Source organism: Paenibacillus sp. ACRRY, from assembly GCF_022346995.1.
GTDB lineage: Bacteria > Bacillota > Bacilli > Paenibacillales > Paenibacillaceae > Paenibacillus.
Map to the genome: position 1 here is coordinate 331,054 of NZ_JAKRNM010000005.1, position 15,108 is coordinate 346,161.

Annotated in this window: 12 protein-coding genes; 11 read left to right on the forward strand and 1 reads right to left on the reverse strand. The window is 47.0% G+C overall.

Annotated features, from left to right (window positions below; translation table 11 throughout):
- Positions 1-27 precede the first annotated feature (27 nt).
- The 3 genes from icd (at position 28) to MH144_RS19930 (ending at position 2,837) form a co-directional block, all read left to right on the forward strand.
- Positions 28-1,320: an NADP-dependent isocitrate dehydrogenase gene (icd, locus tag MH144_RS19920; RefSeq protein WP_095288123.1), complete on the forward strand. Its 1,293-nt coding sequence runs from the start codon at positions 28-30 to the stop codon at positions 1,318-1,320.
- 15 nt (positions 1,321-1,335) lie between these two features.
- Positions 1,336-2,277: a malate dehydrogenase gene (gene mdh / locus MH144_RS19925; protein ID WP_095288122.1), complete on the forward strand. Its 942-nt coding sequence runs from the start codon at positions 1,336-1,338 to the stop codon at positions 2,275-2,277.
- 134 nt (positions 2,278-2,411) lie between these two features.
- Entirely contained in the window at positions 2,412-2,837 is a 426-nt protein-coding gene (locus tag MH144_RS19930; RefSeq protein ID WP_095288121.1) for a hypothetical protein, read from the forward strand.
- Positions 2,838-2,995: 158 nt separating this feature from the next.
- Here the strand turns inward: MH144_RS19930 and MH144_RS19935 are convergent, their stop codons facing one another.
- Entirely contained in the window at positions 2,996-4,555 is a 1,560-nt protein-coding gene (locus tag MH144_RS19935; protein ID WP_239303471.1) for a histidine kinase N-terminal 7TM domain-containing protein, read from the reverse strand.
- 363 nt (positions 4,556-4,918) lie between these two features.
- Here MH144_RS19935 and MH144_RS19940 point away from each other — a divergent pair, with 363 nt between their 5' ends.
- The 8 genes from MH144_RS19940 (at position 4,919) to polA (ending at position 15,043) form a co-directional block, all read left to right on the forward strand.
- Positions 4,919-5,788 carry an SDR family oxidoreductase gene (locus tag MH144_RS19940; protein WP_239303473.1) on the forward strand — a complete coding sequence of 290 codons (870 nt, stop codon included), beginning with the start codon at positions 4,919-4,921 and terminating at the stop codon, positions 5,786-5,788.
- Positions 5,789-6,075: 287 nt separating this feature from the next.
- Positions 6,076-6,423, forward strand: a complete 348-nt coding sequence (locus tag MH144_RS19945; RefSeq protein ID WP_239303475.1) for a cupin domain-containing protein — start codon at positions 6,076-6,078, stop codon at positions 6,421-6,423.
- A gap of 30 nt (positions 6,424-6,453) precedes the next feature.
- A complete protein-coding gene (pnpS, locus tag MH144_RS19950) occupies positions 6,454-8,283 on the forward strand; it encodes a two-component system histidine kinase PnpS (RefSeq protein ID WP_239303477.1) in 1,830 nt (609 codons plus the stop codon).
- Between the two features lie 117 nt (positions 8,284-8,400).
- Complete coding sequence (locus MH144_RS19955; RefSeq protein WP_095288117.1) at positions 8,401-9,132, forward strand: response regulator transcription factor; 732 nt, start codon at positions 8,401-8,403, stop codon at positions 9,130-9,132.
- Positions 9,133-9,281: 149 nt separating this feature from the next.
- On the forward strand, positions 9,282-10,460 hold the full coding sequence (locus MH144_RS19960; RefSeq protein WP_239303489.1) for a methyl-accepting chemotaxis protein: 1,179 nt from the start codon (positions 9,282-9,284) through the stop codon (positions 10,458-10,460).
- A gap of 226 nt (positions 10,461-10,686) precedes the next feature.
- Positions 10,687-11,442, forward strand: coding sequence for a phosphate ABC transporter ATP-binding protein PstB (gene pstB / locus MH144_RS19965; protein ID WP_239303499.1), 756 nt, complete (start codon positions 10,687-10,689; stop codon positions 11,440-11,442).
- Positions 11,443-11,506: 64 nt separating this feature from the next.
- Positions 11,507-12,166, forward strand: a complete 660-nt coding sequence (gene phoU / locus MH144_RS19970; protein ID WP_095288114.1) for a phosphate signaling complex protein PhoU — start codon at positions 11,507-11,509, stop codon at positions 12,164-12,166.
- A 222-nt stretch (positions 12,167-12,388) separates the two neighbouring features.
- Positions 12,389-15,043, forward strand: coding sequence for a DNA polymerase I (gene polA, locus MH144_RS19975; RefSeq protein ID WP_239303501.1), 2,655 nt, complete (start codon positions 12,389-12,391; stop codon positions 15,041-15,043).
- The last annotated feature ends 65 nt before the right edge of the window (positions 15,044-15,108 follow it).

Consider the following 15,108-nt stretch of genomic DNA (forward strand, 5'->3'; position numbering starts at 1 on the left):
ACCAACACTCAAGGAGGAATTATGATTATGAAATTAGAAAAATTCGCTCATCCAACTGAAGGGGAAAAAATTCAGATTGATAACGGAACACTGCAAGTGCCTAATAACCCGATCATTCCTTTCATCGAAGGTGACGGTACAGGCCGCGACATCTGGAAAGCTTCCAAGCGTGTATTGGATGCAGCTGTTGAAAAAGCTTATGATGGCAGCAAAAAAATTGCATGGTATGAAGTGTTTGCTGGTGAGAAAGCATTCAATACATACGGTGAGTGGTTGCCAAATGATACGCTTGAGGCGATTCGCGAGTATATCGTAGCCATCAAAGGACCTCTGACAACGCCTATCGGTGGCGGAATTCGTTCCCTGAACGTAGCATTGCGTCAAGAGCTTGACTTGTACACTTGCCTGCGTCCTGTACGCTACTTCGACGGAGTACCTTCTCCGGTTAAACGTCCGGAACTGGTAGATATGGTCATTTTCCGTGAGAATACAGAAGATATCTACGCAGGTATCGAGTATGCTGAAGGTTCCGATGAAGTGAAAAAAGTAATTCAGTTCCTGCAACAGGAAATGGGCGTTAACAAAATCCGTTTCCCTGAAACTTCAGGTATCGGTATCAAGCCAGTATCCTCCGAAGGTTCCAAACGTCTGGTACGTGCAGCCGTTCAATACGCCATCGATCACAACCGTAAGAGCGTGACATTGGTACACAAAGGCAACATCATGAAATTTACTGAAGGTGCCTTCAAAAACTGGGGTTATGAAGTAGCTGAGGAAGAATTCGGCGATAAAGTGTTCACTTGGGCACAGTACGATATCATCAAGGAAAAAGAAGGTACGGATGCAGCGAATGCAGCTCAAAAAGCAGCTGAAGATGCGGGTAAAATCATCGTTAAAGATGCGATTGCCGACATTGCTCTGCAACAAGTATTGACTCGTCCAGGCGAGTTCGATGTTATTGCTACATTGAACCTGAACGGTGACTACCTGTCCGATGCACTTGCTGCACAAGTTGGTGGTATCGGTATCGCTCCAGGAGCGAACATCAACTATGTAACAGGACATGCGATCTTCGAAGCTACACACGGTACTGCACCTAAATATGCGGACAAAGACGTCGTGAACCCTGGTTCCGTTATCCTGTCCGGCGTTATGTTGCTTGAGCACCTGGGATGGCAAGAAGCAGCAAACCTGATCTACAAAGGTATGGAAACTTCCATCAACAATAAAACCGTAACATATGACTTCGCACGTCTGATGGATGGTGCTACTGAAGTTAAATGCTCTGAGTTCGCTGATCAAATCATTAAAAACCTGTAAGGGGAGTTGAGAGGCATGACTATTCAGCGCAAAAAAATCACAGTAGTCGGTGCCGGATTTACCGGAGCAACTACAGCTCTAATGCTTGCTCAAAAGGAGCTTGGAGATGTTGTGCTGGTTGATATTCCTCAATTGGAAAACCCGACTAAAGGTAAAGCACTCGATATGCTGGAGGCGAGCCCTGTTCAAGGCTTTGACAGCAATATCGTCGGAACTTCAAACTACGAAGATGCGGCAGGTTCAGACATTGTGATTATCACTGCAGGTATTGCCCGCAAGCCGGGAATGAGCCGTGATGATCTGGTGAATACCAACGCTGGAATCGTGAAGTCCGTGTGTGAAAATGTGAAAAAATATTGCCCTGATTCCATCGTCATTATTCTGAGTAACCCGGTAGATGCGATGACTTATGCTGCATACAAAACACTAGGATTTCCTAAAAACCGAGTTATCGGCCAGTCCGGTGTCCTGGATACGGCGCGTTATTGCACATTCATTGCGCAAGAGCTGAATGTTTCCGTTGAGGATGTTCGTGGTTTCGTTCTTGGTGGCCACGGAGACGACATGGTACCACTTGTTCGTTATTCGAGCGTTGGTGGTATTCCAATCGATACATTGATTCCGGCAGATCGCATTGAATCCATCGTACAACGCACACGAGTTGGCGGCGGTGAAATAGTCAATCTGCTGGGTAACGGAAGTGCCTATTATGCCCCTGCAGCTTCACTGGTTCAGATGACCGAGGCCATTTTGAAGGACAAAAAACGGATCATCCCAGTGATTGCTTACTTGGAAGGCGAGTATGGTTATAACGATTTGTTCCTCGGTGTGCCAACCATTCTGGGTGGTAACGGGATTGAGAAAGTATTTGAACTCGAGCTCACACCTGAAGAAAAGGCGGGACTCGACAAATCTGCGGATTCTGTTCGAAACGTCATTTCAGTCGTGACCATATAAGTTTGAAAACTTCTTGAACACGAAAAGTGAGAAAACCTCCGGAAACCCGGAGGTTTTCTTTTCTTTGGATAAGTTCCCCAGTATAATGGGATGTGATGTATAGCACACTGAAAATGTTGAGGAGGATGGAAATTTTGACAATGATTATGTATTTGCTCCATATCATCGGAGCGCTATCCATGGGGTTCTATCTGATCTTGCCGTTCGTCGTTGGTAAGATCCGCACGTTGAATGCTGCGGCACAGGAAGGCGCATTTACATCGGTTCGTTCATTGAACCGCATCGCCCAGTATGGGTTGGTTATCCAGCTTCTCACAGGGGGATACCTCATGACGAAGGGGGAATATTCCCACCTGTGGATGGGTGTCGTTGTTGTTCTATTGCTTGCCATTGCTGCCATTGGCGGTATTATGGGTAAACCGCTGCGTCTCGCAGCAGAAGGTGTAAAAAGCAACCGTGATGTGAGCCCGGAGCAGGGCAAGATTCGTACGTTCAGTACAATCCTGGCTGTCCTCTTGCTCATTATGGTTTATCTTATGGTTGATCGCACGATAATCTAACTATTCATCTGCAAGATTGTTGTTCGATACAGTCTGTTAACCAGAATCTAAAACGCTTGCATAAAATGCGGGTAGACAAGCCCGACCAGGTAAATAGTGTAGTAATAAAAATAGACAACCCATAGGGCTGTCTATTTTTATTTGCTTAACATATTGGATTAGGCAAGGCTGACGGAATGAGCAAATACAGCGTTGCGTCCATTTCGTTTGGACTCGTATAATGCACTATCAGCATCCCGAAGCAAGGATTCAAGTGAATCCGTTTCACTCCTATATTGGGCAACGCCAAAGCTTGAAGTAATGGGCACAAGATTCCTCTCCACATGAAGAGGGTCATTCAGCAAAGCCACACGTAACTGCTCGGCTAGCCGCTTTCCATCCTGAAGAGCTGCATTCGGCAGGGCAATGACAAATTCCTCTCCGCCATACCGGGCGAACACCATTTCAGAGTTCAAATAACGATTGCATACGGAGACGACGTGAACAAGGGCCTGATCCCCAACTTCGTGTCCATAGGTGTCGTTGATTCGTTTGAAATGATCGATATCAAATAGAATAAAAGTTGCGGGCTGATGGCTAAGCTGTGCTTCGTTCAGTATTTCACGGCCTTTATGCAGGAATTGCGTTCGATTGTATATTTTGGTCAAACCGTCGAAATAAGCGAGCTGCTTCAATTGTTCTTGCAGAAATCGCTGCTCCGTAATATCGATCAGCATGATCAGACTTCCAACGGCCTCTCCGTTCTTGTTATACACATAAGATGTTCTGACCTGATAACAGACCGTCTGCCCATGCAGCTGCCAATAAAGATCAGTCTGCAGGCCTTCTCTTCCGTATTCCACGGGAAAAGTCTCACCGGCCAGTGAAAGCCAGATATCATTCAGCGGCTGTCCAACCATACTTGTCTCAAGTTCAGGCAGCATACCACGCAGCGCTTTGTTGTAATCGACTAGACGATTCCACCCATCAAGAACAATAACCCCCTCGCGCATGCTCTCAAAGATACTGTCTTTGGCAATAGGAACGATGGTCAATAGACGAGAAGACAGGATTGCCCAGATGTACATGGATGAAGTGACACACATGAGTACCGGGACGGGATCCATTCCTCCTGGCGTCAGTCCCATTAAGTAGAGAAAGGCACCTGTCATCGGTATCAATTGAGAAGTAATCAATGTAAGCAGCTGACGGCGATACATTTTCTTGGTGTGTTTCCATTGCGCAATCAGGATCAGACACGCACATAACAGACATGAAAACGTAAATGCTCCGTGAACAACATACCATTGACCAGCAGCAATATCCATCAGAGGAACAGAACTATCCGTTCGAAGCCATACTTTTTTGTAGAACAAATGGTGATAGTCATTGGTTGCAACCATAAAGAGCGTAATCGTCGGAATGACGAACAGCGCTGCAGTAGCCTTTTTCGATAATGACTTTCCCGTGTACTGGATCATCAGGATCAAGCCGAGGGAGGCTGAGAAAGGCATGCCCATGTACTCCACTACCGTCCAGAATTTCATTTGTTCCAGTGTATTACTGGCGAGCTCAATGGCATAACCAAAGGTATAAACGGATAAGGCAGCCGTATAGAGCATAAACACGTTGGCTCTTGAAATTTCTGCTCTTCTAAAATAGGTGTATACACACAAAAAAACATTCAGGACGGCTGAAGTGGTGACAAGGGATATATAAGCGTTAATGTGCGATTCCATTGTTTGGCTCCATGTCAGATTGAGAATCTGTTATTTGAGATGCTTGGTCGAACGCAGGATATGTACCGGGTATAAGGTACTAAAATCACATTTGTATACTGTACATTGTACATCAGCCCAAGCGGCATAGGAATACAATTTGTGTCTTGAAACGGGGCATTATTGAAAATTAATCGAAATTTCATACAATCTACAATTCATAATTTTTTCTGTTTGACCTCCAAAAGAGAGTGGTAAGTAAGTATCGAGACAGCCGTAGTGAGTTTTGGATGATGTCAGCTGCAGCAGGAATAATCTGCACTGTTCATGCCATCCTACAGAATGAGAAGTTTACAGCCATTCATTTTGAGAGGAGAATGTGAAATGTCAACCAATACACAAACCCAAAAAACGATGCCAGCACAGCATCAGGACCAGCGTCCCGGTATTGAATCGGAGATGCACCCTAAGCCGGAGTTCGAAAAACCGCAGTATAAGGCAGCTGACAAATTGTTGGACAAAGTTGCCCTTATTACCGGAGGTGACAGTGGAATTGGGCGTGCCGTTGCCGTTACGTATGCCAAAGAGGGTGCGGATGTAGCCATTGTATACCTCAGTGAGCACCAGGATGCGGAAGAGACGAAACGTCAAGTCGAGCAGGAAGGACGCAAGTGTATCCTGATTGCTGGAGACATCGGTGATGATTCATTTGCCAAAAAAGCTGTTCAACAGACGGTGGAACAGCTGGGCAAGCTGGACATTGTGGTTAACAATGCGGCCGAGCAGCACCCACAGCAGCAGCTGGAGGATATTACACCTGAACAGCTGGAGCGGACGTTCCGCACCAACATATTCGGGATGTTTTATATCACGCAGGCAGCCATGCCACATCTGAAGCAAGGCAGCACAATCATCAACACTACGTCCATCACAGCCTATCGAGGTAGTCCAACTCTGCTCGACTATTCGTCCACCAAAGGAGCGATCACGTCATTTACGCGTTCCCTGTCCATGAATGTTGTTGAGAAAGGCATTCGTGTAAATGCGGTAGCTCCAGGCCCAATCTGGACACCACTGATTCCATCGACATTTGATGAGAAAAAAGTAAGCGAGTTCGGCGCAACGCAGCCAATGAAACGTCCTGGTCAACCGGATGAGCTGGCTCCTGCGTACGTATATCTCGCTTCGGATGATTCGTCCTATGTGAGTGGACAAGTCATGCACATCAACGGCGGCGAAGTTGTTAACGGATAAGTTGAAGCTCGGTTTGAGTTAGTATTTCATATCACATATCTAAGACGTATCGTTCAGCTGCTGCTGGCGGTACGTCTTTTAGTTTTTTAACAAATATCCCAAATTACAGTGCTATGTTTACAAAAGTCAGGATCAGAAATGATAGTTACATGATATTCTTGATAAATGTTCTCTTTGACCTCGTACAGCAAAAGTACTGCATGTCGTACTGTTTCAATTAGAAACCAATTTGTCCCGAAGGCAACTGTGATATGATAGACGGAACATACATATCGGGAGGATACGACATGAAGATTAGCAAACAAAACGCAGCGCATTACATATGGGGTGCACAATGTGATGGATGGCATCTCGTGCAGAACGAGGGTTTAAGTATTATTCATGAGCGCATGCCTGCAGGAACAGCAGAAATACGTCATTACCATAACGTGAGCCGCCAATTCTTTTTTATCCTTAGCGGAGTGGCGTGTATGGAGCTTGATGGAGTAGAGTATACGCTTGATCCGCATGAAGGACTCGAGATTCCACCGGGAGTTCCTCATCAGATGCAAAATACAAGTGCAAAGGAAGTAGAGTTCCTGGTTGTTTCACTGCCAGGTACACGTGGCGATCGGATAGAGTTAACTGACCTATAATTTGAGATTAACTAAAAAAGGAAGAGATTAATGAGACCGTTTCGAGTTCGCCTTTCCATCATCATGATGATACTAATTGGTGTATCCGTCATTGTGGCTGGATATACGATGGGCAGAGTATTTAAAACAACACACACCACTGCACTGGAGCAAACGATGGTGCGTGAAATCAATTTGCTGAAGGCGACGTTTCCTTTCCACGATGCGACCGATCCAACCTCGCCAGAAACAAGAAAGTACTATTCTGACCGTGCAGGCGAGCTGGAGAAGCTTACCGATTCAAGGGTAACGTTTATTAATCGCGATGGAACTGTCATTGGAGATTCAGAGACGGATCCCGCTACAATGGATAATCACCTGGACCGGGAAGAAATCAAGGGTGCAGTCGGTGATGGTTATGGCCAGTCCATCCGATTCAGTGAGACGCTGGGAGAAGATATGTTATATGTAGCGCTGCCCGTGAACTCGGATCAAAGTGACATGGTAGAAGTGCCCGGAGGAGAATTCGATGGTTACATCCGATTATCCATGAGTTTGGCTGCTGTGGACCAGGGGTTACAGCGTGGCTGGTTAATCATGTTTGTAGCCTTGGGACTGTTGTTCCTGATTGTGGCCCTGGTCAGTTATCGGGTTGCGCGGGGATTAACGTCACCGATCGAACACATAACGAAGGTAGCTCACCGGATTACCAAACTGGAGTATGATGCCAGGGTAGAGGTAACACGCAGAGATGAAATTGGACAACTTGGACTGGCGATTAACGGGATGGCTGACAGTCTACAGACCCAGCTCAAAACAATTCGTGATAATGAGGCATTACTTCAGAGTGTCCTGGCCAACATGGCAGGCGGCATTGTCATGGTTGATGCGTCCCAATCCATTGCACTGGTAAATCGGGAAGCAGAGCGTATGCTGGGTATTCAATCCGAACGCGTGACTGGTAAACCCTATATCGAATTGAAGAAACATTATGAATTAACTCGGACGATTGAAGAAAGTGTAGCTGTTCAGGAACGGATGCATGAGGAAGTAAGTATTTTCAACCCGGAGGAACGTCTGATTCGTATTGACGGTGTCCCGATGACTGAAGATGATGGAGGATACCGCGGGATGCTGTTCCTTTTGCAGGATGTTACGGCGATACGCAGACTGGAATCGATGCGCAGTGAGTTCGTTGCGAATGTTTCCCATGAATTGAAGACTCCTGTGGCCGCGGTCAAAGGGTTTGCTGAGACGCTGCTCAGCGGGGGAGTGCAGGACAAAGAGACGGAACGGTCATTCTTGCAGATCATCTATGACGAAGGGGATCGATTAAACCGATTAATCGGGGATATTCTGGAGTTATCCAAGATCGAATCCAAGCGGGCGCCGCTGCAATGTTCTCCTGTACATGTGCATTCCTTCTTCGAGATGGTTCTGGGTACACTATCCAAAGTGGCAGAGAAGAAGCAGATTCGTCTGCAGATGTTTGTGCCGGAGGAGCTGTATATCGAGGCCGACGAGGATAAAATGAAACAGATTTTCATTAACCTGCTCTCGAACGGGATTAACTACACCCCTGAGGGTGGACGTGTCAAATTACAGGTGACGGTAGAACATGGTGAAGACGAGGAACAGGTGGTATTTGCAGTGTCTGACACCGGGATTGGTATTCCGAAGAAGGACCTGCCGCGCATTTTTGAACGGTTCTACCGGGTAGACAAAGGAAGATCACGCAACTCTGGTGGTACCGGTCTTGGGTTGTCCATTGTGAAGCATCTGGTTGAGCTGCATCACGGCAAGTTATCGGTAGAGAGTGAACTTGGCATGGGTACAACTTTCAAGGTAATCCTTCCTCTGATTCAGGATGAAGAAATCTAGGCCTGGAGAAGTGAATTGTAAAATCGAATAAATTGCTTTACACAGCGTTAACAAATAAGTGCTATGATATAAAAAGTGTTGTGGCAACAGACAACCTATAAGGAGAGAAGGGGTATCATGGCACAGCGTTTGCTAGTTATTGAAGATGAACCTACATTATCGAGATTACTTACGTACAACCTGACACAGGAAGGTTATGACGTTACCGCTGAGGATCATGGATCTTCAGGATATGACCGAGCAGTTTCCCAGGACTTTGATTTGATACTGCTCGATCTGATGCTGCCAGGAATGAACGGTCTGGATATTCTGAACAAATTAAGAGTTCAAGGTGTAACTACACCCGTCATCATCCTTACGGCGAAGAATGGTGAAGCCGAGGTAGTACAGGGTCTGAAATCCGGAGCTGACGACTATATCACGAAGCCCTTTGGCGTTTCGGAACTGCTTGCCAGAGTGGATGCCGTATTAAGAAGATATTCCAATGGCGATGACCTGCCGCAGCCAGAGGACAAGGATGGTTCACGAATTGTACTGGGCGAACTTGAGATCTATCCACTGAAGTATGAAGTGACGCTGGGTGGACAATCCATAAGTTTGCGTCCCAAAGAATTCGAGGTTCTGCTCTATTTGGCTAAGAAGCCAGGCGTTGTACTTACACGCGATGATCTGATGAATGCGGTCTGGGGCTTCGATTATATTGGAGGCCAGCGTACCGTAGACGTCCATGTCAGTTCGTTACGTAAAAAGCTGGAGCTGGACCCGGAATCTGTACACATTGATTCCATTCGAGGTGTAGGTTATAAATTGGTTGTAAAAAGAAAAACTCCCCATCATTCAAGTTCGTAATGATCGGGGAGTTTTATTTTACCACCAGTTTACATAAACCTTTATTTTCCTTTACACAGAGGGAGTAGCATGAACTTGTCTGAGTGATTCTTAGGACCTACATAACCCATCTCAGGACGGAGCTCATACGTAAAGGAGATTGCGCATTTATGCCCATGTTGCTCGAAGTGAAGCCTGATCTACCCGTAGAAGATACATATAAGCATGAGGATGATTCAATTCGTTTAACTCAGGATGATCTTACAGAATTAAACCTTAATAACCAGGTGTCCATCCGAGAATACTGCCGTCAGGTTCCCATGGTGGGGTTGCATACCACCTGTGGAGAGGCTGCTAGCATATTGAGTCAGGAACAGAAATATCCATGTGTAATATTGGGTGATGATCAGAATCGCCCGCTGGGGTTATTGATGCGGGAAACACTATATCGAATACTGAATGGACGTTTCGCCGCGGACTTGTTTTATCGCAAGTCCATATCGCATGTTGCTGATTCATCTCCGGTAATCGTGGATGTACTAGCTGATGCGCCAGAAGTTATTGATGTAGCCTTGTCACGAAGTGAGGAGCATTTCTATGATTGCATCATTGTAACGGAGGAGAACAGGCTGCTTGGCGTCTTAACCATGCGGGATCTCATGTCCCTTTCCAGAAGGATGCAGCAAGAGGCTGGAGAAGAGCGCGTTCACACCATTACAGAGAGCCAGAAAGAGATATCCCGGATTCATGAGTCGATTACGAAACTGGTTCAATCCGCTGGAAAGACAGGGGAAGAGGCGAAACAGATTATTCAATTGTCTGAACAGGGAGCAAGCAGTCTTATGCAGGTCGAGGCTTCGTATAACCGCGTACATCAGCACATGGGAGGACAGCGCCAGCATGCGAATGATATGCTGACTTCAATAGAAACCGGAGCGGGCATGGCACGTTCCATTCGTTCTCTGGCCGATCAGAGTGCGTTGCTTGCGATGAATGCTTCCATTGAAGCAGCTCACGCTGGTGAGTATGGGCGAGGATTCCAAGTGGTTGCTGGTGAGATTCGGGCCTTAGCCAAACAAACCCGTGAGGTTGCGGGAGATATGTCCTCCTTGCTCGAAGGGATCGGTGAATTAACCAAGCAAACCGTTGAACTGGTTCGCGCAAGTGCTGCTGAGATTGACGACAGCTCTGTACATGTTACCGAAGGAAGTGCAGCTTTCAATCGGTTAAACTCAGCCGTTGAAGCTATGCTGTATATTACTGCCAACATCGCAGAGGAAGGCAAGCAGACTGGAGAAGTGGCGGATTATATACGAAGAAAACTGGAGTCCATGGTTTCCGGGGGATAATTTCAAACAAATATAGACATCATTTACCATCTATGATCGTAACGGGAAGATCATGGCTTGTGAAGGATGTCTTTTTACATTCCGTTAACATGAAAGTGATACTGTTTTTACAATGAGAAGGTAGGATATTAAGGATGACCGAGAAGCTGAAGATTATTGATCTGGCCTCGGCCTCAACGTAAAGGGAGCTTGGTTTGTCCCTCCAGCGAAGGAGAAGTGAACATCCATGAAGGAACTCATTCACATTGAAGGACTTAATTTGTACTATGATACGCATCATGCGCTTAAAAATATATCAATGGACCTGCCGGAACGGACCGTAACAGCATTCATCGGACCATCAGGTTGTGGTAAATCCACGTTGCTTCGTACATTAAACCGGATGAATGACATGATTCCGGGAGTACGTGTTGAAGGACAAGTTTTGCTCGATGGATCGGATATCTACAGTAATGAAATTGAAGTTGAAACGCTTCGCAAACGAGTAGGCATGGTGTTTCAGCAGCCCAATCCTTTTCCGAAATCAATCTATGATAATGTCGCATACGGCCCCCGTTTGCATGGTGTAACCCAAAAGAAAGAGCTGGATCAGTTGGTTGAGCAAAGTCTGGTTCACGCTGCATTGTGGGATGAAGTCAAGGATGTACTCAAGAAATCGGCGCTCAGTTTGTCCGGTGGACAACAGCAGCGTCTCTGTATTGCACGAGCCCTTGCGGTACAGCCTGATGTATTGCTGATGGACGAAGCCACTTCGGCCCTGGATCCAATCTCCACATTGAAGATCGAGGAACTGGTCAAGGAACTGCATAACAAGTACACCATCGTCATGGTAACCCACAACATGCATCAGGCTGCCCGTGTATCGGGTAAGACTGTATTTTTCCTGAATGGTGAAGTTGTGGAGGCCGCTGATACAGAAACGCTGTTCTCCACGCCCCAGGATTCCCGAACCGAGGATTATATATCCGGACGGTTCGGTTAAGCAAGCTGAATTCGAACGAACCCGGCGTATCCGGAGATGATGGACAAGGGGGACATGGAAACCTATGATTCGCAGGAAAGAATTTGATCAGGAGCTTGAAGAGCTACGCATTTTGCTTCGGCAAATGGGTGAGCATGTAGGAACGGCATTGGATGGTGCCATTGAGAGTTTACGGACATTGGATGCCGAGAAAGCTCAGGTCATCATCAAGAATGATGCGAATCTGAATGCGTTAGAAGACAAAATCATGGAACTGGGCTCCAAGCTGATTATTACCCAGCAGCCCGTCGCGAAGGATTTGCGCCGCATTATTGTTGCGTTCAAAATCTCAAGTGACCTCGAGCGCATGGGCGATCTCGCCTTGGACGTTGCCAAAGTTACGCTTCGTATGGAAGGCCAGGAGCTGATTAAGCCGCTTGTGGATATCCCGCGTATGGCGGAAATCGTCAAAGAGATGATTGATGAATCCATTGAGTCGTTCCTGAAGGAAAATACGGATCTGGCTTACAAAATGGCACAAACGGATGACCAGGTTGACCAACTGTACAGTCATATGATTGGCGATCTATACAGTTTCATGACCTCTCATCCAACTCAGGCCTCTCAGGCTATGCTGCTTATGTTGGTAGGACGGTATATTGAACGCATAGGCGATCATGCAACTAACATTGGGGAGAGCACGGTTTATCTGGTAACAGGTAAGCGTCCGGATCTAAACCAATAATCATTAACGGCAAATCATTGGAATTGGGGACGATTTGCTGTGAAAACAAGGGACTTTCTCCCGGCAGCCTGCAAGCGACAGGCTGTCTGTGGAGAGAGTTCTTTTTTTGCTGGATGGAATGTGTAAAAAGATGCCCAATCTTTTTTGTTGTAACAGGTGTGTATGTTATCATGAGAGTAGATGTACTTGAGGGTTTGACCATACGATACGTGAGGTGCTGGAATGGAAAAGTTTATTCTCATAGATGGAAATAGCATTATTTACCGGGCGTTTTTTGCAATGCCTCCTCTGACCAATTCAAAAGGACTGCACACCAATGCGGTATATGGTTTCACCACCATGCTGCTCCGATTGCTGGAAGAGCATCAGCCGACCCATGTCATGGTGGCATTTGATGCCGGCAAGGTCACTTTCCGTCACGAAGGCTATCAGGAGTATAAGGGCGGCCGCGAAAAAACACCACCCGAGCTGTCGGAACAGTTTCCATTACTCAAAGAATTGCTGCAAGGACTGGGTATTGCCCAGTTTGAGCTGGCCGGGTTTGAAGCAGACGATATCATCGGAACGTTAACCAAACGCGCAGACGAGGCTGGAAGACAGGTATTGGTTGTATCGGGTGACAAGGATATGCTGCAGCTTGCCTCCGACCATGTACATATCGGACTCACGCGCAAAGGGGTAACCGAAATCGAACTGTATGACCCTGCTCAAATTAAGGAACGTTATGGTCTGACGCCACTCCAAATCATCGATCTCAAAGGCCTGATGGGCGATGCGTCGGATAATATTCCGGGTATCCCGGGAGTTGGAGAGAAGACCGCCTTGAAACTTCTGCATCAATTCGGTTCTGTAGAGGAAGTATTGAACGGCACAGGTGAATTAAAAGGTAAAATGAAAGAGAAGATTGAGGCACACGCCGAAGATGCTCGGATGAGCAAACAACTGGCGACCATTCACCGCGAAGTGCCACTGGAGCAAACCTGGGATGACATGCAGTTCGACGGGTTAAAAGAAGAACAGGCAGGGCCAGCACTGGCCAAGCTTGAATTCAAATCCTTGCTTGAACGCTTGTCATTCAGTGGGAGTGCAGGCTCTACGGCAGAAGCGGTACCTGCTGCGGAAGTGGAATCCACGATTGCTACAGAAGAAACGATTGGCGAACTGTTTGGCTCTCTTGAATCCATTGATGTACTCCATGTAGAGACCCATGGCGATAATCCACATCAAGCGAAATTAATTGGGTTAGCGATTGGATCTGGTGAGGCGTATGTCTTCCTGTCACCTGAAGTATTAAACGCTGAAGCTGCGGCTCCGGTTCGCGAATGGCTTGGTAATCCGGACAAGCCCAAACGTGGTTATGATCTGCATCGAATCGATCTGGCTCTGCACGCGCATGGTCTTGAATTCGCCGGGGCAGCCTTTGATGTGCAGCTTGCTGCCTACTTGCTTGACCCGACGGAATCCAATCAGACCATTAGCGGCTTGACTTCGAAATATGGCTTGCCTTCCCTGGTTGAAGACGACACAGTTATGGGCAAAGGTGCACGGTACAAGGTGCCTGATGTAGAAATACTTAGCGATTTCCTGTGCCGTAAGGCTGCTGCCGTGGCTGCCATTATTCCTCTTCAGGAGCAGGCACTTGAGAATGATGAGATGAACGCGCTCTTTCACGAATTGGAGATGCCGTTATCACGCATTCTGGCAGACATGGAGAAACAGGGGATTAAAGCGAATACAGCGGATCTGCAGGCCTTGGGTCGTGAGTTCGAGGAACAGATCAGCAGGCTGATGGCGGAGATTTACCGACTTTCCGGTACAGAATTCAATCTGAATTCCCCAAGACAATTAGGTGAGATTTTATTCGATAAACTCGGCCTTCCTGTGGTGAAGAAAACCAAAACAGGTTACTCAACCGATGCAGAAGTACTGGAGAAGCTCGCTCCTTATCATGACGTGGTACAGTTGATTCTTCAATACCGTCAGCTTGCGAAGCTGCAGTCCACCTATGTAGAGGGTCTCCTCAAGGAAATTTCGGATCGGGACGGCAAAGTCCATACGTATTACCGGCAAACGATCGCTGCGACAGGGCGTCTCAGCAGTCAGTTCCCGAACTTGCAGAACATTCCGATCCGTCTGGAAGAGGGACGCAAAATCCGGAAGGTGTTTGTTCCTTCCGAGCCAGGCTGGTCCATTTTGGCTGCCGACTATTCCCAGATTGAATTGCGTGTACTCGCCCATATTTCGGATGACGAACGGCTCAAGGAAGCTTTTGTTCATGATATGGATATTCATACCAAAACAGCTTCTGATGTATTCGGGGTGAAAGCCGAAGAGGTGGACAGCGACATGCGTCGTTCGGCCAAGGCTGTTAACTTCGGAATCGTGTATGGCATTAGTGATTACGGGCTGTCCCAGAATTTGAACATTACCCGTAAAGAGGCAGCCCAGTTTATCGATCAGTACTTTGAAGTGTTCCAGGGCGTTCGTCGATATATGGACGACATTGTGAAGGAAGCACGCCAGGATGGCTTTGTCAAAACGCTGCTGGAACGCCGTCGCTACCTGCCGGAAATCAATGCAAGCAATTTTAATCTGCGTTCATTCGCTGAGCGTACAGCGATGAATACCCCGATCCAGGGGACAGCCGCAGATATTATCAAGCTTGCCATGGTGCAGATGGATGAAGCGCTGCGTGAACGCCAATTGAAGAGCCGCATGCTGCTCCAGGTGCATGACGAACTTGTATTCGAAGTACCAGCAGATGAGCTGGAGCTGATGAAGGAGCTTGTGCCTTCCGTTATGGAAAAAGCATTGGAGCTCTCGGTACCACTCAAGGCAGAAGTCAGTTTCGGGGAAAACTGGTACGAAGCCAAATAACCAACGGTTGTGGATTTCCGTTATTTGACAAGCATTACCTCGCAAGGATTCGACACAAGAAGGGG

What these genes read in the sequence shown, in the direction of transcription:
- icd (WP_095288123.1), top strand. Translation starts at nt 28, where the DNA reads ATGAAATTAGAAAAATTCGCTCATCCAACTGAAGGGGAAAAAATTCAG.
- mdh (WP_095288122.1), top strand. Translation starts at nt 1,336, where the DNA reads ATGACTATTCAGCGCAAAAAAATCACAGTAGTCGGTGCCGGATTTACC.
- MH144_RS19935 (WP_239303471.1), bottom strand. Translation starts at nt 4,555, where the DNA reads ATGGAATCGCACATTAACGCTTATATATCCCTTGTCACCACTTCAGCC.
- MH144_RS19940 (WP_239303473.1), top strand. Translation starts at nt 4,919, where the DNA reads ATGTCAACCAATACACAAACCCAAAAAACGATGCCAGCACAGCATCAG.
- MH144_RS19945 (WP_239303475.1), top strand. Translation starts at nt 6,076, where the DNA reads ATGAAGATTAGCAAACAAAACGCAGCGCATTACATATGGGGTGCACAA.
- pnpS (WP_239303477.1), top strand. Translation starts at nt 6,454, where the DNA reads ATGAGACCGTTTCGAGTTCGCCTTTCCATCATCATGATGATACTAATT.
- MH144_RS19955 (WP_095288117.1), top strand. Translation starts at nt 8,401, where the DNA reads ATGGCACAGCGTTTGCTAGTTATTGAAGATGAACCTACATTATCGAGA.
- MH144_RS19960 (WP_239303489.1), top strand. Translation starts at nt 9,282, where the DNA reads ATGCCCATGTTGCTCGAAGTGAAGCCTGATCTACCCGTAGAAGATACA.
- pstB (WP_239303499.1), top strand. Translation starts at nt 10,687, where the DNA reads ATGAAGGAACTCATTCACATTGAAGGACTTAATTTGTACTATGATACG.
- phoU (WP_095288114.1), top strand. Translation starts at nt 11,507, where the DNA reads ATGATTCGCAGGAAAGAATTTGATCAGGAGCTTGAAGAGCTACGCATT.
- polA (WP_239303501.1), top strand. Translation starts at nt 12,389, where the DNA reads ATGGAAAAGTTTATTCTCATAGATGGAAATAGCATTATTTACCGGGCG.